A 25,522-nucleotide genomic window follows, 5' to 3' on the forward strand; every position below is an offset into this window, starting at 1 on the left:
GCTTCATCATAGAAGAGCAAGCATGACCCAGTATGAAATTGGCGTTATTTCAGTCTGATAGCAGCAAAATAAACCAAGGAGGGCGCCATCTGGGCGCCCTCCTCATACAGACTCGACACAGTTACAGGGGCAGGCTAATCCTGGCTTCCAGCCCACCCTGCTCCCGGTTGTGCAGGGTGAGTTCGCCCCCATGCTGATGTACCAGGGTGCGAGCGATGGAGAGCCCCAACCCAACGCTACCGGATTCGATATTGCGCGCCTCATCGAGCCGCACGAACGGCTTGAACACATCTTCCAGCCGTTCAGGATCTATGCCAGGCCCCTGATCGCAGACCCGGATCAACAGCTCACTCTCGGTGCGCTCCAGCGATACCTCGGCACTGCCGGCGTACTTGATGGCATTGCCGATGAGGTTTTGCAGCACCCGCCGCAAGGTATTGGCGCGGCAGGCATAGACCTGCTTTCCCTCCACCAGGCAAGTCACCGGCTGACCGGTATCGGCATAATCGTCACACAGACTCTCCAGCAGACTGACCAGATCCAGCTCCCTGGTCGCCTCCTGCTGCCCCTCTTCCCGGGCAAAGCTCAAGGTGGCCGCCAGCATCTGCTCCATCTGTTGCAGGGTCTGCTGAATGCGTTCCTTGTCCTCTCCCTCGGCCAGAAACTCGGTTCTTAGCCGCAAACTGGTGATGGGGGTGCGCAAGTCATGGGAGATGGCCGCCAGCATCCGGGTTCTGTCCTGCACGAAGCGGTCGAGCCGGGTATGCATGCGGTTGAACGCCTGGATGGATTCACGGATCTCGGTCGGCCCCTCTTCGTGGAGCGGCTCTATATCCTCGCCACGCCCCAGCCGGTCGGCATTGGCGGCCAGCTGTTTGAGCGGCCGGGTCGCCCGGCGAAACAGCCAGATCATCAGGCCAATCACCATGCTAGCTACCAGCATCAGGTTGAAGGTGGTCTGCCAGGACCAGCTCGACGACTCCTTGTCCACCAGAGAGCTGAACTGCAGCCAACCCCCGCGCGGCAACTGGATGGAGCCATACAGCCGCATGTCCTGCGGTGGCGGCATCCCCTTGCGGTCCTTGATCATGCGGGAGTGGTGTTTCCAGGCGCGGCTGCGCTGGGCATCCTGCTTCAGCTCGGCACTGATCTCCACCATCAGTGACGGCGGATAGCCCAGCCGTGAACGCACCTGCTGCTCGAAACGGGGGCTGCGATTCTCCGGTTGCAGCGGCTCGTCAGAGAGGCGCAGCAGCAGGGTATCGCTGCGGCTCGCCTTGAGAATTTCGTCGTAGAGCGAAGGAGGGGACAGGGCCAGCAGACGCGCCACAGAGACGATGCGCTGCATGGCATTACGGCTGTTGATGTAGCCGAGCGCCTCCTCCCGATCCGAGCGGTAGATCTGGATGCTGAGCAGCTGGATCAACACCAACCCGGCCAGCGCCACCAGTATGATCTGGCCGGTGAGCCCCTTGGGCCAGAGGCGGGAACACAATCGCTTGATCATGGCCACGAGGTCACACCTGGGTCACATCGGCGGCGAACAGGTAACCGCCACCCCAGATGGTCTTGATAAGTTCGGGGTTCTTGGGATCCCGCTCCAGCTTTCGGCGCAGCCGGCTCACCAGGGTATCGATGGCCCGATCGAAGGCGACAGCCTCCCGGCCACGGGCCAGATCCAGCAGTTGATCCCGACTCAGCACCCGCTGGGGACGTTCCAGAAACACCCGCAGCAGGTCGAATTCGGCGGTAGAGAGGCTCAGCCCCACCCCCTCTTCATCCACCAGCTCCCGCCGGTTGATGTCGAGCAGCCAGCGATCGAAGCGCAGATCCCGGGTCAGGGTCTCGGGGGCGGGCTGCGGCTCGACGTTGGTGCGGCGCATCACCGCCTTGATGCGAGCCAGCAACTCACGCGGGTTGAACGGCTTGGCGAGATAGTCATCGGCTCCCATCTCCAGCCCTATGATGCGGTCCGTCTCCTCCCCCATGGCGGTGAGCATTATGATGGGCATGCAGGATTTCGCCCTGAGCTCCCGGCACAGGGTCAGGCCATCCTCCCCCGGCATCATCAGGTCCAGCACCAGCAGATCGAACTCCCGCTCTTCCAGCAGCCGCTTCATCTCCTTGCCATCCCGGGCACAGCTGACCCGCAGGCCATGCTGCTCCAGGAAGCGTTTCAGCAGATCGCGGATCTCGCTGTGATCGTCGACGACCAGAATGTGGGTGCTGCTTTGGTTCATGAGAGCCTCTCCTGTTAGAGCTGGCACGAGTATACGAAAATCTGTCGGGCGGTTTGTGTCAAAGTGTGCCAGATCAGCAAGATGCCACACTCTGCTACAAAAAAGCGGTCACTCGGCAAAATTGAGACACAAGGCGAAGGTTTACTGGGGCTCGTCCATATTCGCTCATTGCAGGAGACAGGCCATGCTCGCCCTCACCACGCCCTTCATGCTGGCTTATGCCGCCAGTGAGGCCCTTGCCAGAGCGGCGGCCACACCGCACCAACCGGCAAAGACAGGCCGCCTGACCCGGGAGCCCTCTTCGGATGGCGATGGCATCACGGCTGCCAGCCTCCCTGCACCCGACGAGACGCGCTTCCCTTACCCATGATGCAGACCGCGCCCGGTTCGGGCGGCGCCTGACACCATGACACACAACGCCGGCATCCTTCGGCGAGCCACACCAAGGAGACAATGATGATTAAAAAGACCCTGACCCTGTTTGCACTGGCCGGACTGGCCCACATCGGCATGGCACAAGCGGCCATTCCGGCCGACGTCAGCGCAGCCCCCGGCCTGCTGTTCGTCAACTGGCACGATAACGCCAGCAGCAGCAGCAGCGCCAACCCGACCCTGATGATCCGCAACGCCTCGGGCGATCTGCTCAAGCAGGTGCCCGCCGAGCTGAAAGGGATGCAGCAGGTCCGTCTGCCGATGAGAGCCCAGGGCAAACTCACCCTCAGCCTGGACGGTGACAGCGACAGCTATCGCATGCCTTACAGCGTTGGCAGCGGCCGCCAGCGCTGAACCAACCTATTCACCCTGTGGTTTTCTCACGATAATGATGTTGCCTGACCGGTGACATAGAAATACCCCGCCAGAGACTGCATCCGGTGGGGTATTTTTATTGGTTCATACCGGCACTGAATATATTTCGGCCCGCCACTATCACTTATTCCCCTGATCCGATGATCAGACAAATTTAACCGGGAGGCAGCCACTCTTCTATGGGTTTCCCCCTGTTTTCGCTGCCGTCTTCAGCAAGGTGAAATACAAGATCCCGATGTCACACTCTGCTACAAAATAGGCTTCAACTGGCAAAGTTCAGACACCGGTCTGGTGTTTACTTGAGGTCAAGGCGAGCAAGCCGAATCCGAACTCAATCCGCAAGGAGATATACCATGAAGACTCTGACCAAAACTCTGCTGACCGCCACCCTGATCCTTGGCCTGCCGCTCGGCGCCTATGCCGCCAGCGAAGCCGTTGCCACTACCCAGGCCGGCGCCATGACCAATTGCCCCATGGATGGCAGCGGCATGAAAGGTGGCAAGCACCACGGTGGCCGCCACGACAAGATGGCCCGCATGCAGAACATGACCCCGGAGCAGATCCAGGCCAACCTGCAACAACGTTATGACAGGATCGAAGACCCGGCCAAGAAAGCCGAATTCGTGAAGAACCTGAACCTGCGCGCCGACGGCATGACCAAGCACGCCGACGCGATGAAGCAGTTTGCCGAAGCGCACCAGTAAGCGCATCGCAATCAGCACAAGGGTGGCCTCGGCCACCCTTTCTTTTTTCCACTTTCCCGCGCACTGCCTCACGGCAGGGGGATCACCCCGTCGAGCCGTCATTTCCCTTATCTTCTGCTCCGGGTTCTGTGAGCGATAACAAACGTTTTATGTTCGAAATGGCTAATAATGGCGACTCAAACAACAAGGTCACGCAAGACAGTGCCAACAACAGACAGGAGTCGTTATGGGGTGGAGTCTGGGAACAATCAAGGGACGATATACAGCCGTCTTCGTGGGATTCATGGTGCTGGTGTGCGCCCTGACGGTCATCGGCATCCAGATCTGGATCAAGCCGGCGCTGCAAAAGGCCGGTGAACAGAATGTGACGCTGCTGGTCAGCGAGATCGCCACCGACATCCTCGATGAGCTCAACGGCGTACAGAGCCAGTCCCGCAGCATCACCCAGCTGGTCGCCCAGCTGCCAAGCGAGCAGATTGATGCCCTGCTGCCTGCGCTAATCGATCAATATGGCAATGCCATGGTGTTTGGCGGCGGCATCTGGCCGCTGCCGGATCAACGGGAAGCGGGCCGCGCCAAGTTCAGCACCTTCTTTCACAGGGATGCGGCCAACAAGCTGATCCCCAACACCTACTGGAACTCGGCCGAGGCCCCCAACTACTTCGAACAGCCCTGGCACAAGGCGGGGCAACAGGCTCCCCAGGGCATGTGCGTCTGGGCGGCGGCCTACAAGGACGGTGCCAGCCAGCAGCCGAGAACCAACTGCGCCATGGGGATCTATCGCAACGGCGCCCTGTTCGGGGTATCGACCATAGATGTGACCCTGGGTTTCTTCAACGATCTGGTGGCCAGGAAAGAGCAGGAGATAGGGGGCCAGGTGATGATCATCGAGGCTGACGGCAAGATCCTGAGCAAGAATGCCCGTCTGAACGGGGATGTTGTGCTGGGCAACCTCTCGGCTCACGCCGATTACCCCTTCGCCGGTGCCATCGCCAGCCTGATCGGCCAGAGCCGGGGTACTGGGCTGTTGCGCGCCACTTTCCAGGATCAGGGGCAGGAACAGACATTGCTGCTGCAGGCCATAGAGGGGACTCCCTGGTTGCTGGCCACCGCCCTGCCAACCAGCACCCTGACCCAGGACAGCCAGGACGTGCTCACCACGCTGGCCGCCATCCAGCTGCCCCTGGTCGGACTGCTGTTCGTGCTGATGCTGCTGGCCATCACTCAGCTCGGCAGCCGCTTGCAGACCCTCAAACAGAATATCGACGCCCTCTCTGCCGGCGATGCGGACCTGACCGCCCGCATCCAGGTGAAGGGGAATGACGAGCTGGATCACATCGCTCTGTCGGTGAACCGCTTCATCGCCTATTTGCAGCAGATGATGGTGCAGGTGACTGACGCCACCGACCTCATCACCCGCGAACTGGCGCAGCTCGATCAGCAGACGGGTCAGGCAAGACGGATCCTGGGTGAACATGCCGCCGAGACGGATCAGGTGGTCACCGCTCTCACCGAGCTCAGCTCCACCGCCGACAGCGTGGCACAACACGCCAGCGACTCGGCCAGCTTCACCGAAGCCGCCAACGGCCAGGCCGCCAATTCACGCAAGGTAGTGGGATCGGCTTCCGCCAGCGTAGTGGCCCTGATCGACGAAGTGGATCTCGCCGCCGCCAAGGTGCTGGAGATGCAGGAAGATGCCAAGCAGATTGGCAGCGTACTCGGAGTGATAGGTGGCATCGCCGCCCAGACCAACCTGCTGGCGCTCAATGCCGCCATCGAAGCGGCCCGGGCCGGTGAACAGGGCCGCGGTTTCGCTGTGGTGGCTGACGAAGTGCGTGCCCTGGCGGCCCGTACCCAGAACAGCACCGCCGAGGTGGGCAGCATGCTGTCGCGCCTCACTCAGGGGGTGGCCGACGCCGTCGTCGCCATGGAGCAGACCAAACGCAGCTGTCAGGCCGCGGCAGATACCACTGGGCAGGTGACTGGGGGGCTCGACAGCATGGCCGACTCAGTGGTGCAGATCCACGATCTCAGCAGCCAGATCGCCACCGCCGCCGAGGAGCAGAGCCGGGTGACAGAGGAGATCAACCGCAACATGGTGAGCATCCGCGACATGCTCAACCTGCTGGTAGAAAATGGCCGCAACACGGAGCAGAGCGCCGAGTCGCTGCTCAGCTCCAACCGCCAGTTGCTGGCCCTGGTGCGTCGCTTCAAGGTGTGATCATGAAGATCAGCCAGCAAAAAGGGGCCATCAGGCCCCTTTTTCATGCACGTCACTCAGACTCAAGCCTTGGCTTTGTCGGCCAGGTTCAGGGTCTTGACGGTTTCGCCTTCGAACTTGATGACCACGTTCTTCTGAGCGGCTTCGGCATCCTTGAACAAAGTCTTGGAGGTCTCTGCCAGCATGGGAGATACCTTGCTCAGGGCGCTCAGGTCATAGGTCCACACTTCCAGCCGGGCTTCGGTCTTGGTGGTGACGGGCGCGCCCAGCTTGTCCTTGATGGCCTGCTTGTTGGAGCCGCCTTCCTTGATGTCCAGCGCTCTCTTGATCGCTTCGTTGGAAGCGCTGTCCATGGCGGTACCAGCCATCTCTTTGGCACTGCTGGTGACACTGCTGGTCACTGTATCGGTCAGGGAGTCCATCAGACCGGCGTGGGCAAACAGGGGCAGTGCAGTCAGGGCAACCAGAATGCTCTTTTTCATCGATTCATGTCTCATGGGGGATTAAAGAGCGCGCATCAAACCAGCGCCCTCAACAGGAGTCAAGGCAATCGCGCGGTCAATATGCATTCGGGGGGTAAATGAGAGAAATCCGACAACCGGTCAAAACAGCCCCTTGCAGGCCCTTGTCATCTATTCACCGATCTGGTTCTTGCCCGCCAGCTTGGCCTGATAAAGCGCCCGATCCACCCGTGCCATCAGCTGGCTCAGGGGTTCATTCAGCCGGTATTCCGCCAGCCCGAAACTCAGGGTGATATCGCGCTGCTCGCAGACCCGTGACTGGGCGATCAGCGCCCTCAGCTTGTCGGCCACCCGCCTGGCATCAGCAAGAGCGGTATTGGGCAGCACCACCATGAACTCGTCCCCACCCCAGCGGGCCAGCAGGTCAATCTCGCGAATATGGCTTTGCACCCGCGCCACTACGTTGATCAGGGTTTGATCCCCGGCGGCGTGGCCATGGCTGTCATTGATCTGCTTGAAGTCATCCACGTCAATGGCGATCACCGAGAACGGCTGATGAAAGCGCTTGGCCCGTTCGCACTCCATCTGGATATCCCGCTCGAGCCGATAACGGCTGGCGGCGCCGGTCAGGGCATCGGTTTCTGCCAGCTGGCGGTTCTCTTCCGCTTTTTGCTGCAAGATCCCATTGAGCTGAACCAACTCGGCCGTACGTTTGGCGATCAACTGCTCCAGTGAATGGTTGCGTGACTCAAGCTGTTCATAGAGCAGCTTGCGCGCATGAATATTGCGGTGGGCACCTATCATACGCGCCACTGAACCATCCGGATTGCGCGCTATGATATGGCCGCAATCCTCGATCCAGATGTAGCTGCCATCCTGACAGCGGCAGCGGTACTCGACCCGATAGTCGGGAGCAGAACCCGTCAGATAGGCATCGAAGCAGGCCATCACCCACGCAATGTCGTCGGGGTGGATCACCCCCTCCCAGGTGAAGACGTTGTTGCCCAGCGAATGGGGCTCATAGCCCAGCATCTGATACCAGCCCGGGTTGCGATAGACAAAACCGGTATTGACGTTCCAGTCCCAGATCCCGTCACTGACCACCTCCAGAATGCCGTGCACTACGGCCTCACTAAGGTCCGAGATCCTGATCGTGTCACTCTCTTGCAGCATAAAGACCATCCTTGTTCTTCTGCCCCGCACAGTGGCGGGGATGCTCAAGCCCGATTGTTGAATAGACAGCGGGGGGACTATCACCCGGCAGCTTGCCCGCCGCTCTTTGCCCGCCCAGACCTGCCCTGCTATTGGCCATATTATCGGCAGAAATCAGGTTCGTATGAACAACGGCTGCAACCAGTGTGGTTCAGGTTATTGCGTCTGTCCGGTTATAAATCCTGAATGACGCAGGCAAACCCATGAGCCGGGCACGCCCAGTCGACAAGGGATTCATCCAGCCGAGCCAGGGACGCCCCCCTGCGGCTGCGTGTCAGTAGATGGCGATAATTGCACCAATGAGGGGCACCGCTTTGGCGCGGCCCTGTCCAGATTGGGTAAACATCACACTACATAGGCCAGAGATAAACTTAAAGCATTGAAAATAAACACTAATACTTTTGGCCCACTAATTGCTTTGATCAGGGTCAACCACCAAAGGATTGGGGAAGCTGCATGAAACTGATCACCGCCATTATCAAGCCATTCAAACTGGATGACGTTCGCGAAGCCATCGCCAGTCTCGGCGTCGAGGGGCTGACCGTCTCCGAGGTCAAGGGCTTCGGTCGCCAGAAGGGGCACACCGAACTCTATCGCGGAGCCGAATACCAGGTCGATTTCCTGCCCAAGGTAAAGCTGGAGATCGCCACCTTGGCCGACAACGTCGAGCACATTGTCGAAGCCATCTGCAAGGCCGCCTACACCGGCAAGATCGGTGACGGCAAAATTTTCGTCTATGACCTGCAGGCTGCCGTGCGGATCCGCACCGGCGAGACTGACGCAGAAGCCCTTTGATACAACAGGAACCGAGGAACACAACATGGAAGAGTTGATCAAGTCCGTTTCAGAGCTGCGCTATGCGCTCGATACCTTCTATCTGCTGATATCCGGCGTGCTGGTCATGTGGATGGCCGCCGGCTTCTCCATGCTCGAAGCCGGGCTGGTACGCGCCAAGAACACCACCGAGATCCTGACCAAGAATATCCTGCTCTACTCCATTGCCTGCATCATGTTTCTGCTGGTTGGCTACAACATCATGTACGTGGACAACGCCGCCGGTGGCTGGTTGCCAAGCTTCGGCAGCCTGATCGGCACCCAGGCTGACGATGCCGGTCACTCACTGCACTCCGACTTCTTCTTCCAGGTGGTGTTCGTGGCGACCGCTACTTCCATCGTCTCGGGGGCCGTGGCCGAGCGGATGAAGCTCTGGTCCTTCCTGCTGTTCTGCGTGGTGATGACGGGCGTCATCTACCCGATGGAAGGGTACTGGACCTGGGGCGGCGGCTTCCTCAAAGAGGCCGGTTTCTCCGACTTCGCAGGCTCCGGCATAGTGCATATGGCCGGTGCCGCCGCCGCCCTCGCCGCCGTGCTGCTGCTCGGTGCCCGCCGCGGAAAATATGGCAAGCAGGGTGAGATCTACCCCATCCCGGGTTCCAACCTGCCGCTGGCAACCCTGGGTACCCTGATCCTCTGGATGGGCTGGTTCGGCTTCAACGGTGGCTCTCAGCTGGTGCTCTCCACCGCTGCCGACGCCACCGCCATCGGTACTGTGTTCGTCAACACCAATGCCGCAGCGGCAGCCGGTGTGGTCGGCGCCCTGCTGGTCAGCAAGCTCACCTGGGGCAAGGCGGATCTCACCATGATACTCAACGGCGCTCTCGGCGGCCTGGTTGCCATCACGGCCGATCCCGCCTCCCCCAGCCCCCTGTTCGCCAGCCTGATCGGTGCCCTGGCCGGCGCCCTGGTGGTCTACGCCATCGTCGCCTTCGATCGCCTTAAGATTGATGATCCGGTCGGCGCCATCTCGGTACACGGTGTCTGCGGCCTGTTCGGCCTGATGGTAGTGCCCCTCTCCAACGAGAGTGCCACCTTCTCGGCCCAGCTGCTGGGTGCGGCCGTCATCTTCGGCTGGGTGTTTGGTGCTTCCCTCATCGTCTGGGGCCTGCTCAAGGCCACCATGGGGCTGCGGGTCAGCGAAGAGGAAGAGATGATGGGAGTCGACGTGCACGAATGCGGCATCGATGCCTACCCCGAGTTCGTCACCGTCAAATCCAGCATCTGACCGACTGAACAAGCACATTGCCACAGGGCCGGAGGCAAACCTCCGGCCCTGTTTTTTATCGCCAGAAACGGGTGCTGTGTGGCTATTCTGGGGCGCAGTGCCATGCGCCATCGTCATGCCCCTGTGGTGCCAATGGCAAAAATGTGTTCAACACAGGGCAAAGATACGCTGTTTATCGGGCTTGAAACACTCAGTGGGATTGAACGAATAACCGTCATCATGCCCATGATGACCTCTGTTTACATCCGCACAATAAACAAACCAGAGATCAAAATGTCATTCCCGACGGATGAAGGAAAATATTCAATAAAATCAGATTTGTGCCATTAAAATTCGCCACTGCTATTATATCTTGCCAGCCCACCTTGTTTTTACTTATATAAATAAAGCTAAAACTCTAAACAAGTCACTTATTGAGCATGATGCTCTACCATTACTTTCCATAATATAAAAACCCATGACGACAATGGGTTGTTATTGCTGAATGCACTGACTATAATCCGCGGCCCTCCAGCAATGGCGGACAAAGGGAATATAAATAAACTTCATGGATAGAGGTATTTCAACCACGCAGAGTTCACGCATACAGGAATAATTTATCCATGAATACCTTCAATAAAGCGCTCGTTTTCTCCCTGCTCGGTCTGGGTATCAGCACTGCCGCCTGTGCAGAAGGCTGGTATGCAGGGCTGGATCTGATCACCTCCAAGGCAGATCTGGATGGCATGGCGCAGCAAGCGTATGACGCCAAATTGATGGACGATCGTCTCGATGGCGGTAGCCTGATCGTGGGTTACAGCTTCAAACCCTGGCTGGCCATCGAAGGTGGTCTGCATGCCCAGCAGATGAGCCAGCTGATGTGGATCACCAGTTCAGTGGCCACCGGCTTTGTTGATACCACCATAGACACCCGCAGCATCAGCCTGGCCGCCAAGTTCAGTCAGCCGCTTGCATATGGCTTCTCTGCCTACGCCAAACCCGGCCTCGCCTATACCCGCACCGAAGTCGAAGTGATTGGCAACGGCAGCATACCTGCGCTGGGAGTCAACGAGCAGGGTCGCATCGACGAAGCGAAAGGCCGGGTTCACCCCAACCTGGAAGTCGGTTTCGACTATGCCTTCAACAGCAGCATCTCTGCCGGTATCGGCTATGAGCGTCAATTCAGCGCCCTGACACTGGGTGACGACCACCACTCAATGGATACGTTCAAGCTGGGTCTTCGTTACCATTTCTAAGTTATCTTGTTCCTCAGGGGGAGATCTCCCCCTGCTTTTCCCGCCAATGGATCTTCTCCCCCTGTTTCCATCCGCCAGAATATAAGTTACATCCGCCATTCAGGTTATTTGACGATCTATATAAAAATCCGGAAATGGCTTTGTTACCTGATCCGAACAGATATTCACCCGGCTTATTCCTCCCTGCTTCACCCATGTTTGGGCATCTCATTAGATGCGGGCCAACATAGCTCAGTTGCCGCACAAAATGGTGCCAGACAACGTCTATTTCGCTATTTTTCCGATCAGGTCTGTGCGCCGCTTATTCTATCGACTCAGTGCCGCCTCTCCGTGCAGATCCGGCTTTAAATGCGGGATGGTGCAGATTGCGATAATGGCTGGGAGCCAGACCCTGCTGGCGCTTGAAGGCGGTGGAAAAGTGATACTCGTTCTTGAAGCCGCACAACTGGGCCACCTGTTTCACCGAGTCGCCGCCGCTGGCCAGCAAGAGGGCGGCCTTTTGCAACCGCAGCCGTTGCAGCAAGGCCATGGGGGCCAATGCAAAGTGCTGCTGACAGAGCCGATAGAGCTGGCGCTCGGAGAGGTGCAGGGCGTCTGCCATACGCCCTATGTCCCAGCACTCGGTCAGGGATTCTTTGAGCATCAACTCGAGACGCAGGGCCTGCCGCTCGCCGCGGCTCTGCCCTTCTCCCTTTTGCAGCAGGCGGCGCAGATAAAAACCGAGCTGTTCTACCAGCAGCGCGCTGAGCAGCGGGTCCTGATGGCGCTCCTGCTCCGCATAGAGGTTCTCTATGGTGCGAAGCAGGGTCCCCTGCTGGGAGGTACACCCCAGCCTGGAGTGGCTGGCGAAGGCATCCCAGGGAGAATCCTTGTGCAGCAGCAGCCACACCAGATCCCAGTCACCACTCGCCGCCGGTTGTGGCTCCGGCGCTGGCGACTGCCCCTCCGGTAATAGCGTCTCTGGTAGCTGATAGCAGAGCGGCTGGCCCGCCGGGATCAGGGCCCACTCCCCGACTTGCAGCCGCTCAAGACGATCGCCAATCAACACCTCCCCCTCGCCCCCCAGGGTGAGCAGAAAACAGTGCACGTCCTCAAAGCGACGTTCAATCCTGTAGTAGGTGCGCAGACATGAGCAGCCCGCCAGCCACACCTGCTCTTGGGCAAGGGCGGGCAACAGACTGTCACAGCAGATCTGCTCGCGGCAGTCGGGGGAGACGTCAATGACTTCAGGATTGGCAGTTTCAGACATCATCAGGACGGGCTCAGCCATGTCGAACATTCAAGGCCCAGCATAGCATGGAGGACATCAAGTCACAGGAGACAGGCCATGCACATACATCACGTCGCCATCTGGGCACAGGATCTGGAGGCACTCAAGACATTCTACTGCACCCTGTTTGGCGGGCAGGCCAATGAGCGATACCACAATCCGGTCAAACAGTTTTCGTCCTACTTCGTGCGCTTCGAGGGGGGCGCCAGTCTGGAGCTGATGAACAGCCCCATCCTCTTTCCGGCAGATCTCAGCCTGCCGCACCCGCTGCAGGGGCTGGCACATATTGCCTTCTCCCTCGGCAGTGTGGAGGAGGTGGACAAGATGACGGCCCGCCTCAAGCTGCTCAAGGGCGCTGAGGTCAAACACCTGGACGGCCCCCGCTGGACCGGCGACGGCTATTACGAAAGCACCTTCCTCGACCCGGAAGGCAACCGGCTGGAGCTGACTGTTTAGCCCCTTGATTGGCCCCTCACCCTAGCCCTCTCCCAACGGGAGAACCGCGTTCGCCAGCCACGCAAGGGCTGGAGGTGAGGGACAATCTCATTGCCGTAGTCAGCAAATATGGCGACAAGGAGCATAGGGGAAAGGTTGGGATGCGCAGGCGTAACCCCCCGCCAAACCAACCAGAGAAAATAAATGCTAAATAGGACTTTGGAGGGTGTTTTACCTAATGAATTATCTTAAGGTCATGTACATGATGTGTAGCAGTACGAAACTTAAACTTTTTTCGTCATGAGTATCGTCTCATAACCTTCAAAAACACCAGAAATAGCTAAAAACTCTCCAGCCTTTACAAAACCTGCATTTTCATACGCCCGTAACGCTTTTTTATTGTCTCGTTCCGGATCGATGATAAACGTATCCGCTGTAGCATCTATTGTTGAACGGAAAAACGTGATGAACTCGTTGATTGCTATGGCTGCAAGTCCTTTTCCAAGGAAACCTTCCTCACCGATCATAAAATCCAGGCTGACAGTACTTCCTGTTTTTGATAGATACGATTTCCAGAGATCGGGAATTTCATCACCTTCCGATATTTTATTTGACATCATGAGGCAAAATGGCTCACCATTTTTACACCCAATCCAATAATCAAATATTCCATCAAAATAAGGGCTTGTTATTTTTCGGCCTTTCATAAAGATATCAAGATCTTCTCGATAGGCATCACTGTTGTCCCAAAACTCTTGGACGTAAGGTTTATTTAGCCAACTCAAGACCTGCTCTTTATGCTGCAAAGTCGCTTTTTCAAAAGCAATGCTCATATTAATCACCAGGATTGTTAATCTGATTTAATCTTATCACTTTAACCTGAACCTCAGATTAATGTCAGTAGGTAGGGTGTAATAAGCTAATCGCATACACCTTTTGGCAGATAAATAGCAGCGGTGCAATTCACTTCGTTCATTGCACCCTACCCGATTTTACCAAGTGGGCGAAGTGGGCATTGTGGCAACCCGCTCCCTCACCCTGCCCTCTCCCACAGGGAGAGGGGATTATGCAGCATCGGGGATATGGTGTTGACAATGGGGGAGGTTAGGGAGTGGCTGATTGCACGATTTTTCGATTACACGATGTTCAATTACATTTCGCTAATCAAACCTACAAATGCCAGATAAACCAGTGGTGAAAAATATATCAAAAGGAGCCCAATATCCCTTCTCCCCTTGCGGAATAAGGGTTGGGGATGAGGGGGAGAAAAAGTATGTGATACGTGTCAGGTGATAAGTAGCTCTGTATAAAAACATTAATTTTTCACTAATTCAACCTTATAATATTGGGTCAGTCTCTATACACTTCAAAATCACTTGAGAATTAAAGTCAGTTGAATTTATGACATCTAACATTCTATAGGCACTGTCACCATGTTTAACAACTGGAACTTTAGTTTTTATTTTTCCATCACTAGTAACATGCTCTATTTCAAAAACCCAAGCCAATACCCCATGATTAATTTGCTCGTAACTAGATACAGTCATAGGAAGAAAATGATTATCATAGGTGTAATTTACTTTGATGTTAACCCCAACTCTAATGAATCTGCCATTTATGAATACATAAAGAACTAAGCGCCTGTCACTCTCAAAGGTGAATGCAGCAACACCCTCAATTGCTCCCTTAAAGTCTAGATGAAGTTCTTTTATCAACGGTGAAAGAACTTCTACAATAGATAACTTTTCTAGTTTATCCCTTGACCATATTTTTTCATTAGATTGTATTTCTTTGGTGTCTAATAATGATAAATCAACACTACCTCTTTCTACGCAACAGCTCACACTAGAAATAGCAGTTATACTAACATTTTCATATTTGACGTAGAAAGAAAGAAAATTTAATGGCAATGAGTCTGGCATCGCTTCTTTTAAGTTTATTAAAAGAACCCTCTGTCCGTGAAACCGAGCGATTTCCTTTACACTCTCAGGAAACTCTTTTCTTGAAATACAAATTAAACAATTCGCACCCACATCATCTAGTTTTTGTAGCCAATCATTAAATGCTCCGATGTTGACTTGCGATTTTCTATCCTGAACCTCAACAATTGTCATGCTACGACGAAATTCAGGCCCACTCTCAATCACGACATCACATTGTCTAGTTCTGTCGACTTGTGAAGTAAGAACAGGCAACATAACATTCTGCCGAATAAGTGAGCTTGGAGATATTGATCTCTCTATTAACTCAACTATTTTTTCAAGATCATCACCTGACTTCGCCATGATATTAAAATTCCTCATGTGGTTTTTTTATAAAAAACACTCTACTGTTGAAAGTCTGATTAGAATTAGTGAAACCTAATCAAACGGCAACAAATCCCTTCACCGCCGCCATCAATTACTCCCCCAACCTCTCCGCCAATCCGGAATAACGCTCGGTCTTTTTCCGCACAGCTTGTGCCAACAGGGCACGATCGCCATAGAGGTCGAGGCGCGCCTTGGCGCGAGTGATGCCGGTATAGACCAGCTCGCGGGTCAGCAGGGGACTGGGGCTGTCGGGCAGCACCAGCACTGTATGGGCAAACTCGGAGCCCTGGGATTTGTGGATGGTCATGGCGTAGACAGTCTCGTGGGGTGGCAAGCGGCTGGGCAAAAGCGCCCGCAGGGTGCCGTCCGGCTGCTCAAACCATACCTTTAACCGCCCGCTTTCATCCGGCAGGCAGAGCCCCATATCGCCGTTGTAGAGGCCGACGCCGTGATCGTTGCGCACCACCATCACAGGGCGACCGGCATACCAGTCGCCATCGCGGGCAATCAGGCCGGCCCGTGACAGGGCCAGTTCGAGCCGCTCGTTAAGCCCCAGCACCCCGAACGGGCCGCCCCGCAGGGCGCAGAGGATCTGGAAGCTGTTGAATGCCTTGAATACGGTGGCGGGCGCCTCCCCCGCGCGGGCCGCCTTCAGATAGCTGCCGTAACCGGCCACCCCCTGGGCAATCAGGGCATCGTAGGCCTCCCCCGACCAGGGGTGCAGGCTGATATCGGCAAAGCCCATGCCCCAGACTGATTCCACCGCCGTGGCATCGCCGCTGTTGCAGGCGCGCGCCAGCTGGCCGATGCCAGAGTGCTGATCAAAGCGCCAGCTCTTGGCCAGCAAACAGAGGCTGTCACGCACCGGAGCACCCGCGGGCGAGCCCTGCAAGCGGTAGCCGGTCTGGCGGGAGAGCCAATCCGCCTGCGCGGGGCTGATGCCCTGTTCGATAAAGCTGCAGATATCGCCGAGCACGGCCCCAGCCTCCACCGAGGCGAGCTGATCCTTGTCGCCAAGCAGGATCAGGCGGGCGTGGCTGGGCAGCGCATCGAGCAGGCGGGCCATCATCGGCAAATCGACCATGGAGGCCTCATCCACCACCAGCAAGTCGAGGTGTAGCGGGTTGCCCGCGTGGTGGCGGAACTGGCTGCGACCCGGAATGACCCCGAGCAGCCGGTGCAGGGTGCCCGCTTCGGTGGGAATGGCTTCGACCCACTCGGGGGGCAGATCGAGAGCCTGCAAGGCAGAGCCGATACTCTCGGTGAGGCGGGCCGCCGCCTTGCCGGTGGGGGCCACCAGCCGGATCGCCGGGGCCTTGCCTGCTTGCAGGCCGGTCTCCACCAGAATGGCGAGCAGTTTGGCCACAGTCGTGGTCTTGCCGGTGCCGGGGCCGCCGGAGATCACCGCAAAGGGGCGCGCCGCCGCGGTGGCCGCCGCCAGCTTCTGGCCGTTGCAACAGAGCGCCTCGGGTACCAGCGTATCCAGCTTGCTCAAGTCGCTCGCCGCCTGGGCGCTGGCCAGCAATGCCTCGATGGCGGGCCAATCCACCTCGCTCGGGAACACCAGATCGAGATACTTCTCGATAAAGTGGCGGGTCGAGAAGTCGGGGGCGAGGCGGGCTTTGAGCAGCGCCCCGAACACAAGCCCGTAGTCGCGGGCAAACAGCCGCGACAGGGCCGGAGCTATCTCGGGCCATTCGGCGCGTTCACTCAGGGCGCGCAGATGGCGGGCCACCCCCAGCTCAAAGTCGTGGTAGCGGGTGAGGTAGAGCCGCCCGTGCCACAGCCGCAGCGGCCAGCGCGGAGCGAGCCCCTCATCCTGTTCCGTACCAACCAAGGGGCTGGCCACAAACAGGGCGGGCCAACTGGCAGGATCCGCCAGATCCACCAGCAGATCCCGGCTCTGCTGGGGATCCAGCCCGAACGGGCGCAGGGATCCCTTTTCGTTACCGGAATGCGTCAGCATCGCCAGCGGCAGGCAAACATGGCCGCGCCCCAGCTCGAAGCAAGTGAGCGCCGCCCCCAACACCAGCTCGGGGCTGCCGCCAAGATCGGCCACCAGCTTGGCAAATTGCAGATCCAGCTGGCGAATGCGCCCCGTCAGTGCCAGTGCTTTCAACCGTTCGATCATGATGGCGCTGGTCACTGTGCTGATCATGGTGTCGCTCATGCCTCTACCTCGTTCAATGGGTGGGATCCCGCTGCTGGCGGCTCACTGCCTTCGCTAAACAACCGATCCAGCCCCAGTACCAGTTCACGGCTCGGGCGGGTATGGAAGATGCCCCCCTGCGGCATGCCGCGCAGGAACAGATAGAAGACCCCGCCAAAGTGCTGCTCGAAGTCGTAGCCCGGCAGGCGCAGGGTGAGCAGCCGGTGCAATGCCAGCGAGTAGAGCTGGTATTGCAGGTCGTAGCGGTGCTCGGCCATCGCCTGCTCCAGCACCGGTCGGTTGTAATCGGCGGGGCTCATGCCGAGGTGGTTTGATTTGTAGTCGAGCAGATACCAGCGCCCCTGCCACTCGAACACCAGATCGATAAAGCCCTTGAGCATCCCCTGCACTGTGGCAAAGCTGAGCGGTTTGTTGCCCCGCGACAGCGGGTCGTGCTGCTGGCAGAGCGCCGTCAGCGCCGGTGCCGTCACCCGCCCCATGGGCAGGAAGAACTCCAGCTCCACCTGTTTGCGCTCGGGGGCCAGATCCCGCAGTCGCACCGGCTCGCCAAAGCCTGTTTCAAGCGGGGTATCGAGCACTGCCTCCACCTGCTGTTGCAGCACGGACGCCCAGTCCTCGTCGAAGCCATCCTGCGCCAGCAGGGTGGCGATATGGTGGGTCAGCGACTCGCCACCCGCGCTCTGAAAATCGATGGTCTCGAACAGGCTGTGCAGCAGGGTGCCGGGGCGTGCCCCCTTCGGGAAGGTGAAGATGGAGGGCTCAGGCGCTGCCACCTCCCCCGACTCGGCCAGCAAGGCAGCCGTGCTCGCCAACTCTGTGGCGACCTCGTCATCGAAGCCGGGATTGGCCAGCACGCCCTTGCTGTGACCATTTCCTTGCGCCGCCAGACCCGAGTAGGAGCTGATCCACCAGTCCCGTTCGAGGGAACCGGTAAAGCGGCGCACCTGCGGCTCGCCAAGCTGCTCCTGCTCCACTGGCAGCGGTGCCGGACGGGTGAGCGAGGGCTCACCGACAGCCACACCGGGCAGCGCCTGCGACAGCTCGGTCAGGGCGGTCGCCAGTGTCTCGGCATCCCCCTCTTCGCCCTTTTGCAGCAGATAGCCAATGGCGGTGTGGTGCAGGTCTGTCTTCTCCGACTTGCCGTTACCGGCCCGCACCGGTGCCAGCCCCAGCCAGGTGGCATAGACGCCCCGGGTCAGCGCCACGTAGAGCAGCCGCAAATCTTCGGCAAGGCGCTCTTTGTCCGCTTCCGCCAAGGAACCCTCGGCGCCGGTCAGATCGAGAATGGTGCGATTGCCCACCTCGTCCGCCTCGTGATAGAGCGGGGTCTCGGCGGTTCTGTGGCTGCAGATAAAGGGCAGGAACACCAGCGGGTACTCCAGCCCCTTGGATTTGTGGATGGTGACTATCTGCACCAATTTGCGCTCGGATTCGAGCCGCAGTACCTGTTCCGCATCCTGGCCGCTCGGGCGGCTCACCGCCTCCCCCAGCCAGCGCAGCAAGGCATATTCCCCATCCAGCTCGCTGCTCACCTGTTGCAGCAGCTCAGCCAGATGGAGGAAGTTGGTCAGCCGCCGCTCCCCATAGGGGCTCGCCAGCAGGGAGGAAGCGAGATTGCGCCTGTGCAGCAGGGCCCGCAGCATGGCCAGCACGCCGCGGCGATGCCAGATCGATCGGTACTCCATAAACTCCTGCACTGCGCTCTCCCAGGCCCGCTCGTCGCTGGCCAGCCCATCGAGCGCCCTGGCATCCAGATCAAACAGGCCGGTGGCGAGCGCCGCCCTAAGGCTACGCTCTTCGCTCGGGTTCTGGCAGGCGTGCAAAATCAGCAGTATCTCCCGCGCCTCCACCTGCTCCAGCACGCTCTCGCGGTTCGACAGATAGACAGAGGCGATGGCGAGGCGCGCCAGCTCCTGCTGCACCAGCTTGCCCTCGGCACCGGTACGCACCAGCACGGCGATATCCCCCGCCTTCACCGCCTGATCACCTATCTTTGCCTTGCCTTCGCGGGCGAGGGTCAGCAGGCGGTGGATCTCGGCGGCGGTGGCGCGAGCCATCTTGCTCTGGTAATCCCCCCGATTGAAGGTGGGCTGACCGGTCAGCTGCCAGCAGTGCAGCACGGGTGCAGGTTGGTCATCGATCAGAAGCGATTCATCTTTTCCTTTGGCATCCACCGGCAGGAAGGGGATATCCGCCTCGTAGATGAAGGGATCCTTGGCCCGCTCGAACAGGCCGTTGACCGCCCCCACCAGCGCACTGCTGGAGCGCCAGTTGCGCCCGAGGGTGTAGTGGGCGCTCACATTTCGCCGCGCCTGAATGTAGGTAAAGATGTCGGCGCCGCGAAAGCCGTAGATGGCCTGTTTAGGGTCACCGATCATCAACAGCGCCGTGTCTTTGTGACCGCCGTAAAGCCGGTGGAAGATGCGGTACTGCTGGGGGTCGGTATCCTGAAATTCATCGATCATCGCCACCCGATAGGTGGCGCGGATCCGATCGCAGAGCCGCTCGCCAAGACTGGAGCCGAGCGCCCCGTCGAGATCCTTGAGCAGGTCATCGAACGAGAGCTGATGAGCCTGCCGCTTGCTCGCCTGCATCCGGCTGCGCACCACCCTGGCCGCCCGTTGCAGGATAAGGTCACGAATACCGGGGCGGCTCGCCAGCAGTTCGTCGATCTGGCTGAACAGCGGCAGGGTTGGTAACGCCTTCCCCTTGCTCAGCTTGGCCTCCAATGTTTCCTGGCCGAAGCGCTCGAGATCCTTGGGCAGGTTATAACCGCTGGTCGGATCCTGCGCCCAGTCCCCGATCTTGGCGAGCCAGCCTTCGTAGTTCTTGCCGGTATAGAGCTTGATTTGCCCCTCTGTCTGGCGGCGGATCTCGTCCCCTTGCGCCAGCCAGCCATTTTTCACCGCCTCGATACGGGCCATGGCCGCCTGATGACGAGCGGCAAGAGTCTCATCCCCCAGCGCAGGCAGTATCTCCAGCTCGCTGTTGTCGAGCCAGCTGCTCATCTCCCGCAGCAGGGCGGCGGGGCTCGGCCAGAGCGCACGCACCGAACTGGCCAGGGTTTTATCCACCGGATAGAACTCGGCGCGCCAGTAGTCACTCACCGCCTGCAGCCTGAGCTGGCTGTCATCGGTGAGAAATTCGGTTTCAAAGAGGGCGCCCGACTCGAAGGCGTTTTGCTTGAGCATCCGCTGGCAGAAGCCGTGGATGGTAAAGACAGCCGCCTCGTCCATCTGCCGCTCGGCGGCCAGCAGGCGACGGGCCGCCAGTTCGTGGTCCTCCACCTCTTCAAGCAGCTGGGTCAGCAGCACATCCTTGCTCTCACCACGCAAAAACGCGAGGCGCGCCTCGTGGATGCGGGCGCGGATCCGCCCGCGCAGTTCGGCGGTGGCCGCTTCGGTAAAGGTCACCACCAGGATCTCGGTCACAGAGAGTGGCCGTTCGTGGGCGCTGGGCTGACCGGCATCCGCCCCCTCTTCGATAAGCGGGCCGTGACCCAACAGCAACCGCAGGTAGAGACCGGCTATGGTGTAGGTCTTGCCGGTACCGGCAGAGGCTTCGATCAGTCGTTCACCGTGGAGGGGAAAGCGCAGGGTATTGAGCGGGTTAGCCATTATTTCAGCTCCTCCAGGGTCTTGAGCAGCGGGGTCAGGTGCTCGCGGGCCAGCACCTGCAACTGGCTCAGCACGGCTTCATCCAGTTCGGGGAAACAGCGGGCAACGTAAACATCCTGCCCCTCACCGGTCACCATCCAGCCGCCGTTGAAACGGGTGATGGCCGCCTTGTCGGCGGCATCCGGTTTGTCAGGCTCCTTCTCCATCGCCTTGAGCCAATCCCAGGCGGTGTTGGGGAAAAACGGCAGCGGCCGCTTCATCCCCTGCGCCCAGAGCGCCACCAGCGCCGCCAACTTGGGCCGCGCCTCATCGGCCGAGAGCTTGGGCAGCCGCAGACTCTGTTTGGCATCGAACAGCAGGGTGTCACCGGGAGCGTCGCTCAGGCAGAGGCAGAGGTGCTGGATCCAGCCCAGCAGCAGATCCTTGCCGTTGAAGCTGCCGGGTTTCACCACCAGCAAGCGCCCCTTCTGGGTGTCGATCCACCCTTGCAGCTGGCCCTGGGCCAGGGAAATATCGATCTCCACCGCCTGTTTTTCACTGACCCAGGGGCGCAGGCGCTCCGCCAGCTTGCCCATCTCGGCGTCCAGATCATCCAGCAGCAGGCTGCCGAACCAGCCTTGGGGCAGCAGGCCGGTGAGCTGCAACCGCTCACGCCGCACCGCACTGTCACCCTCGGCCAGATGGGAATCGAGCAGCAGGGCCTTGAGCTGATAGTGCTGCAGACCGTCCAGCTCGAATGGCTCGCTGTCTTCGATATTGGCTTCGTTGAGTTCAAACCACACCTTGAGGCGGCGGTTGAGGAAATACTTGGCGGGCTGGCGATAGAAGCGCAGCAGCTCCGCCAGCTCCAGCCCCTGCTCTCTCCCCCATTCGGGCGGCAATGGCAGCTCGCCACTCTGGAAGTTGGCGGCACCACGCACCGGATTGAGGGCGGGCAGCCAGTCGGCGGCATAGGTAAAGAGGCGGGACTCTGCTTCCGGATAGAAGTAGCTGCGGCTGTAGGGGGTGAGCGGGTGCTCGACCACCAGGTGCTTGAGCAGCCGCTCGCCGGAGGTCTCGTCGTCGAGCGCCTCATCCCCCGCCAGCACGAAGCCCTGACGTACATAATCGATCAGCTCCGCCAGCAAGACGGACGGCACCTTGTCGCTGTTGTCCTGAGCGCTGAAGCCCTGATAGCTGATATAGAGCCCCTGCTGGGCGCTGAGCAGCGCCTCCAGGAACAGGTAGCGGTCGTCATCGCGGCGCGAGCGATCCCCGCGCCGCGACGCCACCGCCATCAGATCGAACCCCATGGGAGCGAGAGTACGCGGGTAGACGCCGTCGTTCATGCCGAGCAGGCAGACCTGCTTGAAGGGGATGGAGCGCATCGGCATCAGGGTACAGAAGTTGACCTGACCGGCGAGGAAGCGCTGACTGGAGCGGGACTCCCCCAGTACCTTGCCGAGGTAATCTTGCAGCAGGTCGGCGGTGATGGGCTGATCGAAGCGGGCCTCGCCGAGCTGGGTCTGCCACTCGGCCAGCTGGCTGCGGATCAGTTGCAGCAGGCGCTCTTCTTCCTCGTCGGCCAGATAGAAGCGATCCAGCAAATCAAGGAGGCAGGCTGACCACTCGGGCAGGCTCTGCTCACGCTGCAAACGAGGCAGAAACTCCGCCAGGGAGTCGACAAACCAGGCCAGCTTGCCAAGGGCCAGGCCCTGCTGACCTTCGATCTCGGCATAGGGCAATATGCTGGCCACAGCGCCCTGCTGCCCTGCACCATGATCGGCGCAGAACGACATGCCCGCCACCGGCTCCCCATCCCCCATGGCAAAGCCCAGCAACATGCGGCGCAGGCCGAACAGCCAGCTGTTGCCGGACATGGGCGGCAGATCGAAACGGACGGGGTAGGCATCATCCAACCCCCAGCGGATGCCGGTCTCCTGCACCCAGACCCGCAGCTGGTTGAACTCGTCGTCATCCAGCTCGAAGCGGCGCAGCACGGCGGGCACCTCGAGAATGGCGAGCAGCTCACCGGCGCCGAGGCGGGCGCTCGGCAGGTGCAACAGGGCGAGAAAGCTTTGCAGCAGCGGGCTCTCCTGACTCGCCGCCCGATCCGATACCGCGAACGGGATCTGGCCCCGCGCCCCAAACACCGCCTGAATGTAGGGGCCGTAGCTGTTCACATCCGGCATCATCACCACCACATCTTTCGGGGTGAGGGACGAGTCCTGCTCGAACAGCGCCAGCAGCCGGTCGTGCAGCACTTCGAGTTCCCGCATCGGGCCGTGGCAGGCGTGGATCTGCAAGGATCCATCCGCCGGGCTGATGGGGCTCTTGTGGTGGCTGCTGTCGAGATCGAACTGGCCCTCGCCCCGCGAACCCAGCTCCAACACATCCTTCTGGATGGCGCGCAGCAGCCTGACATTGCCACTGGCGTCCACCTCGTCGATATCGACGAAGGCCTCGATTTGTGGCACCTCCAGCTCCATCAGCTGGTGCAGATAGTCACGCCCCAGCTTGCCCATGGAGGCGAGCAGCGGGTTGGCGGGCCCCTGCAGGGTGTCGAGGTCCGTGCCCGGTTTGAGCTTGTTCTCCAGCCGCGCCAGGGTTTTGCGATCGAGCAGATCCCCCCAGTAGTAGCGGCAGGGATTGGTGACGAACAGGTGCACCTCCACCTCCGGTCGGCTGCCAAGGGCCAGCAGCGCCTCCACATAGCGCGGCGGCAGCGCCGAGATGCCGAACACGAAGACCCGCTGGGGCAGCTTGCCCGGCAGATCCCGGGTACGTTGCAGCTCGTGGATGAACTCCTCGTAGAGGTTGGCTCTGTGGTAGCCGCTGGGGCTCAGTGCCAGGGTGCGGGCCACCAGCTCGCGCCACAGTTCGGGCTGCCAATCCTGGCCACTCACTCCGGCCAGATCCTGACTCCCTGTTCCGACCAGCCCTTCCCCCTCTTCCCAGCGAGCGATCCAGTCAGGCCGGTAAACCAGATACTGGTCGAACAGATCCGCCACCTTCTGGCAGAGCTGCCACAGTCGCACCTGTTCGGGATCCCCGGCAGGATCTTGCTCATCCCCACCGCCCAGATAGGCGGCGAGCGGTGCGAAGGCGGGCCTGCCCAGCAGGGCGGGCAAAATGGTCATCAGCTGCCAGCTCATGGCGCCCTTGTTGTAGGGGCTCTGGCGCGGCACATCCGCCAGCACCCGGGTGAACATCTCCCAGATAAAGCTGGCGGGAAGCGGAAATTCGATATTGGCGGCGATGCCGAATGCCTTGGCCAGTTCCAGCTTGAGCCACTGGGCCATGCCAGGACTCTGCACCAGGATCTGTTCCTGCTCGAAAGGGTGAGCGAGAGGTGCCTGCCGGATGTGGTTGACCAGCAGCTCCTTGAGCAGATCCAGATGATTGGAGTGGTAAAGGGTAAACATGGACGACTCCCGCCAATTCAAACGAGGGGGTGAGCACGGAAAAAGATGAGCGATTCCCGTCACTTCACACGAAATGAGATTGTCAGGGATCGGGGGGGAAGATGCAAAAGGCGCTTGTTGCCCCTGATGGCGCCGGCGGCAGAATATGCGGGTGGTCGCACATTTGTCCCGGGCACAAAAAAGCCGGTGCAGTTGCACCGGCCAAAAGGCGTTGGAAAACTCTCGCTATCCGGGTATTACCAGTTCTTGCCGAGGCGGGCATCCAGACTGAAGGCCCCTGCACCGGCCGCCGCCAGGGCCAGGAAACCACCGGCCACCGAGACGTTCTTCATAAACATCAACATCTGCATCTGATCCGCAGGCTGATAGTGGAAAATAAAGGCGGCCATCAGGGTAAAACCGGCCAGCAATACGGCGATGCTGCGGGTAAACAGGCCCAAGACCACCGCCAGACCACCACCCAGCTCAAGCAAAATTACCAGCGGCAACATGAACCCGGGTACGCCCATGGCTTCCATATAACCCTGAGTACCGGCATAACCGCCGATCTTGCTCCAGCCTGCCATCACAAACATCAGCGCCAGCAGTACACGACCCACCAGCAGTGCCATATCTTTCATCTTGTCCATTTCAAATTCCTCGTTTTACGTCAAATCACCGCTGACTGCTTCAGGGTAGGTCAAATAACAGGGCTTGGCTGGCACTCGTTGCCACCAGATCCCATTTGGGTTCATCACGACTGAGTACCCCGTCGCCGGGTCGGGCAGCCAGACCGTTGGCGGTCAGCTCCCCTGAAATCATCTGCAGATAACCGTGTCGGCCAGCCAGCGCCCAGGTGAGACTCTCGCCGGGTTCGAGCTGCAACTGCCATACACGGGCCTGCTGGCGGATCCTGAAGGATCCTGCTTCGCCATCCGGTGATGCGACCAGCGTCAATCCCGGGTTGGCTTCAATCTTCTTCTGCTGATAACCGGGGGCCGTGCCGTGTTCGTTCGGCTCGATCCAGATTTGCAACAGGGAGAGCGGCTCCGTCTGCGAGGGGTTGTACTCGCTGTGCCGGATGCCGGACCCTGCGCTCATCAGCTGGAAATCCCCTGCCGGTATCTGCTCGGCGTGGCCGAGGCTGTCCTTGTGCTCTATGGTGCCGCTCAGTACGCAGGTCAGAATTTCCATGTTGGCGTGAGGGTGAGTGGCGAAGCCGCCACCGGGTGACACCAGATCCTGGTTGATGACCCGCAGCACCGAGTGTCCCATCCAGTCCGGGTCATAGTAGTGCCCGAACGAAAAACTGTGGCGCGCATCCAGCCAGCCGAAGTTGGCCTTGCCGCGCGCTTCTGCGGCTCTCAATTGCATCATGGTGTGCTCCTCACGTACC

Annotated in this window: 21 protein-coding genes; 9 read left to right on the plus strand and 12 right to left on the minus strand. The window is 59.3% G+C overall.

The annotated features are described in order from the left end of the window. Positions 1–121: 121 nt before the first annotated feature. Both GWQ27_RS18130 and GWQ27_RS18135 read right to left on the minus strand, forming a co-directional pair. A complete protein-coding gene (locus tag GWQ27_RS18130) occupies positions 122–1,507 on the minus strand; it encodes an ATP-binding protein (RefSeq protein ID WP_059113375.1) in 1,386 nt (461 codons plus the stop codon). Positions 1,508–1,517: 10 nt separating this feature from the next. Continuing rightward, positions 1,518–2,240: a response regulator gene (locus tag GWQ27_RS18135; protein ID WP_005316557.1), complete on the minus strand. Its 723-nt coding sequence runs from the start codon at positions 2,238–2,240 to the stop codon at positions 1,518–1,520. Between the two features lie 184 nt (positions 2,241–2,424). Between GWQ27_RS18135 and GWQ27_RS18140 the strand changes: the two genes are divergently transcribed. The 4 genes from GWQ27_RS18140 (at position 2,425) to GWQ27_RS18155 (ending at position 5,972) form a co-directional block, all read left to right on the plus strand. Then, a complete protein-coding gene (locus tag GWQ27_RS18140) occupies positions 2,425–2,610 on the plus strand; it encodes a hypothetical protein (protein WP_275907963.1) in 186 nt (61 codons plus the stop codon). An 83-nt stretch (positions 2,611–2,693) separates the two neighbouring features. Further along, positions 2,694–3,026: a hypothetical protein gene (locus tag GWQ27_RS18145; protein WP_275907964.1), complete on the plus strand. Its 333-nt coding sequence runs from the start codon at positions 2,694–2,696 to the stop codon at positions 3,024–3,026. Between the two features lie 374 nt (positions 3,027–3,400). Continuing rightward, complete coding sequence (locus GWQ27_RS18150) at positions 3,401–3,751, plus strand: hypothetical protein (RefSeq protein ID WP_005316566.1); 351 nt, start codon at positions 3,401–3,403, stop codon at positions 3,749–3,751. A 226-nt stretch (positions 3,752–3,977) separates the two neighbouring features. Further along, positions 3,978–5,972 carry a methyl-accepting chemotaxis protein gene (locus tag GWQ27_RS18155; protein ID WP_265422289.1) on the plus strand — a complete coding sequence of 665 codons (1,995 nt, stop codon included), beginning with the start codon at positions 3,978–3,980 and terminating at the stop codon, positions 5,970–5,972. A gap of 62 nt (positions 5,973–6,034) precedes the next feature. Here GWQ27_RS18155 and GWQ27_RS18160 read toward each other — a convergent pair whose 3' ends face one another. Continuing rightward, entirely contained in the window at positions 6,035–6,454 is a 420-nt protein-coding gene (locus GWQ27_RS18160) for a hypothetical protein (protein WP_275907965.1), read from the minus strand. A 150-nt stretch (positions 6,455–6,604) separates the two neighbouring features. Further along, complete coding sequence (locus GWQ27_RS18165) at positions 6,605–7,606, minus strand: sensor domain-containing diguanylate cyclase (RefSeq protein ID WP_275907966.1); 1,002 nt, start codon at positions 7,604–7,606, stop codon at positions 6,605–6,607. Between the two features lie 495 nt (positions 7,607–8,101). Between GWQ27_RS18165 and glnK the strand changes: the two genes are divergently transcribed. The 4 genes from glnK (at position 8,102) to GWQ27_RS18185 (ending at position 10,942) form a co-directional block, all read left to right on the plus strand. Then, entirely contained in the window at positions 8,102–8,440 is a 339-nt protein-coding gene (gene glnK / locus GWQ27_RS18170) for a P-II family nitrogen regulator (RefSeq protein ID WP_021141050.1), read from the plus strand. A gap of 25 nt (positions 8,441–8,465) precedes the next feature. After that, positions 8,466–9,707 (plus strand): ammonium transporter, encoded by a 1,242-nt coding sequence (locus GWQ27_RS18175; protein WP_169046941.1) that lies wholly within the window; start codon positions 8,466–8,468, stop codon positions 9,705–9,707. Between the two features lie 78 nt (positions 9,708–9,785). Continuing rightward, positions 9,786–10,037, plus strand: coding sequence for a hypothetical protein (locus GWQ27_RS18180; protein ID WP_275907967.1), 252 nt, complete (start codon positions 9,786–9,788; stop codon positions 10,035–10,037). A 272-nt stretch (positions 10,038–10,309) separates the two neighbouring features. Beyond that, positions 10,310–10,942: a porin family protein gene (locus GWQ27_RS18185; RefSeq protein WP_005316583.1), complete on the plus strand. Its 633-nt coding sequence runs from the start codon at positions 10,310–10,312 to the stop codon at positions 10,940–10,942. 301 nt (positions 10,943–11,243) lie between these two features. Here the strand turns inward: GWQ27_RS18185 and GWQ27_RS18190 are convergent, their stop codons facing one another. Beyond that, positions 11,244–12,212, minus strand: coding sequence for an AraC family transcriptional regulator (locus GWQ27_RS18190; RefSeq protein ID WP_275907968.1), 969 nt, complete (start codon positions 12,210–12,212; stop codon positions 11,244–11,246). A gap of 57 nt (positions 12,213–12,269) precedes the next feature. Between GWQ27_RS18190 and GWQ27_RS18195 the strand changes: the two genes are divergently transcribed. Further along, on the plus strand, positions 12,270–12,668 hold the full coding sequence (locus GWQ27_RS18195) for a VOC family protein (RefSeq protein ID WP_275907969.1): 399 nt from the start codon (positions 12,270–12,272) through the stop codon (positions 12,666–12,668). 263 nt (positions 12,669–12,931) lie between these two features. Here the strand turns inward: GWQ27_RS18195 and GWQ27_RS18200 are convergent, their stop codons facing one another. From GWQ27_RS18200 to GWQ27_RS18230, 7 genes are all read right to left on the minus strand, one after another. After that, positions 12,932–13,480, minus strand: a complete 549-nt coding sequence (locus GWQ27_RS18200; protein WP_111589440.1) for a GNAT family N-acetyltransferase — start codon at positions 13,478–13,480, stop codon at positions 12,932–12,934. 504 nt (positions 13,481–13,984) lie between these two features. Next, on the minus strand, positions 13,985–14,932 hold the full coding sequence (locus GWQ27_RS18205; protein WP_275907970.1) for a hypothetical protein: 948 nt from the start codon (positions 14,930–14,932) through the stop codon (positions 13,985–13,987). A gap of 115 nt (positions 14,933–15,047) precedes the next feature. Beyond that, positions 15,048–17,126, minus strand: coding sequence for an exodeoxyribonuclease V subunit alpha (gene recD / locus GWQ27_RS18210; RefSeq protein WP_275907971.1), 2,079 nt, complete (start codon positions 17,124–17,126; stop codon positions 15,048–15,050). Next, positions 17,123–20,743: an exodeoxyribonuclease V subunit beta gene (gene recB, locus GWQ27_RS18215; RefSeq protein ID WP_275907972.1), complete on the minus strand. Its 3,621-nt coding sequence runs from the start codon at positions 20,741–20,743 to the stop codon at positions 17,123–17,125. Before recB ends, recD begins: the two co-directional genes overlap by 4 nt. Continuing rightward, a complete protein-coding gene (gene recC, locus GWQ27_RS18220; RefSeq protein ID WP_275907973.1) occupies positions 20,743–24,147 on the minus strand; it encodes an exodeoxyribonuclease V subunit gamma in 3,405 nt (1,134 codons plus the stop codon). Before recC ends, recB begins: the two co-directional genes overlap by 1 nt. 236 nt (positions 24,148–24,383) lie before the next feature. Further along, entirely contained in the window at positions 24,384–24,776 is a 393-nt protein-coding gene (locus GWQ27_RS18225) for a DoxX family protein (protein ID WP_005316605.1), read from the minus strand. 40 nt (positions 24,777–24,816) lie between these two features. Next, entirely contained in the window at positions 24,817–25,503 is a 687-nt protein-coding gene (locus GWQ27_RS18230; protein WP_021139925.1) for a pirin family protein, read from the minus strand. Positions 25,504–25,522 lie beyond the last annotated feature (19 nt).

The sequence above is a fragment of the Aeromonas sp. 5HA1 genome (genome assembly GCF_029237245.1).
Classification (GTDB): domain Bacteria; phylum Pseudomonadota; class Gammaproteobacteria; order Enterobacterales; family Aeromonadaceae; genus Aeromonas; species Aeromonas salmonicida.

Coding starts and splice junctions, on each gene's coding strand:
- GWQ27_RS18190 (WP_275907968.1), bottom strand. CDS start 12,212: ATGGCTGAGCCCGTCCTGATGATGTCTGAAACTGCCAATCCTGAAGTC.
- GWQ27_RS18200 (WP_111589440.1), bottom strand. CDS start 13,480: ATGAGCATTGCTTTTGAAAAAGCGACTTTGCAGCATAAAGAGCAGGTC.
- recC (WP_275907973.1), bottom strand. CDS start 24,147: ATGTTTACCCTTTACCACTCCAATCATCTGGATCTGCTCAAGGAGCTG.
- GWQ27_RS18130 (WP_059113375.1), bottom strand. CDS start 1,507: ATGATCAAGCGATTGTGTTCCCGCCTCTGGCCCAAGGGGCTCACCGGC.
- GWQ27_RS18140 (WP_275907963.1), top strand. CDS start 2,425: ATGCTCGCCCTCACCACGCCCTTCATGCTGGCTTATGCCGCCAGTGAG.
- GWQ27_RS18230 (WP_021139925.1), bottom strand. CDS start 25,503: ATGATGCAATTGAGAGCCGCAGAAGCGCGCGGCAAGGCCAACTTCGGC.
- GWQ27_RS18225 (WP_005316605.1), bottom strand. CDS start 24,776: ATGGACAAGATGAAAGATATGGCACTGCTGGTGGGTCGTGTACTGCTG.
- GWQ27_RS18155 (WP_265422289.1), top strand. CDS start 3,978: ATGGGGTGGAGTCTGGGAACAATCAAGGGACGATATACAGCCGTCTTC.
- GWQ27_RS18160 (WP_275907965.1), bottom strand. CDS start 6,454: ATGAAAAAGAGCATTCTGGTTGCCCTGACTGCACTGCCCCTGTTTGCC.
- GWQ27_RS18145 (WP_275907964.1), top strand. CDS start 2,694: ATGATGATTAAAAAGACCCTGACCCTGTTTGCACTGGCCGGACTGGCC.
- recD (WP_275907971.1), bottom strand. CDS start 17,126: ATGAGCGACACCATGATCAGCACAGTGACCAGCGCCATCATGATCGAA.
- GWQ27_RS18195 (WP_275907969.1), top strand. CDS start 12,270: ATGCACATACATCACGTCGCCATCTGGGCACAGGATCTGGAGGCACTC.
- GWQ27_RS18185 (WP_005316583.1), top strand. CDS start 10,310: ATGAATACCTTCAATAAAGCGCTCGTTTTCTCCCTGCTCGGTCTGGGT.
- GWQ27_RS18165 (WP_275907966.1), bottom strand. CDS start 7,606: ATGCTGCAAGAGAGTGACACGATCAGGATCTCGGACCTTAGTGAGGCC.
- recB (WP_275907972.1), bottom strand. CDS start 20,743: ATGGCTAACCCGCTCAATACCCTGCGCTTTCCCCTCCACGGTGAACGA.
- GWQ27_RS18175 (WP_169046941.1), top strand. CDS start 8,466: ATGGAAGAGTTGATCAAGTCCGTTTCAGAGCTGCGCTATGCGCTCGAT.
- GWQ27_RS18205 (WP_275907970.1), bottom strand. CDS start 14,932: ATGGCGAAGTCAGGTGATGATCTTGAAAAAATAGTTGAGTTAATAGAG.
- GWQ27_RS18135 (WP_005316557.1), bottom strand. CDS start 2,240: ATGAACCAAAGCAGCACCCACATTCTGGTCGTCGACGATCACAGCGAG.
- GWQ27_RS18150 (WP_005316566.1), top strand. CDS start 3,401: ATGAAGACTCTGACCAAAACTCTGCTGACCGCCACCCTGATCCTTGGC.
- glnK (WP_021141050.1), top strand. CDS start 8,102: ATGAAACTGATCACCGCCATTATCAAGCCATTCAAACTGGATGACGTT.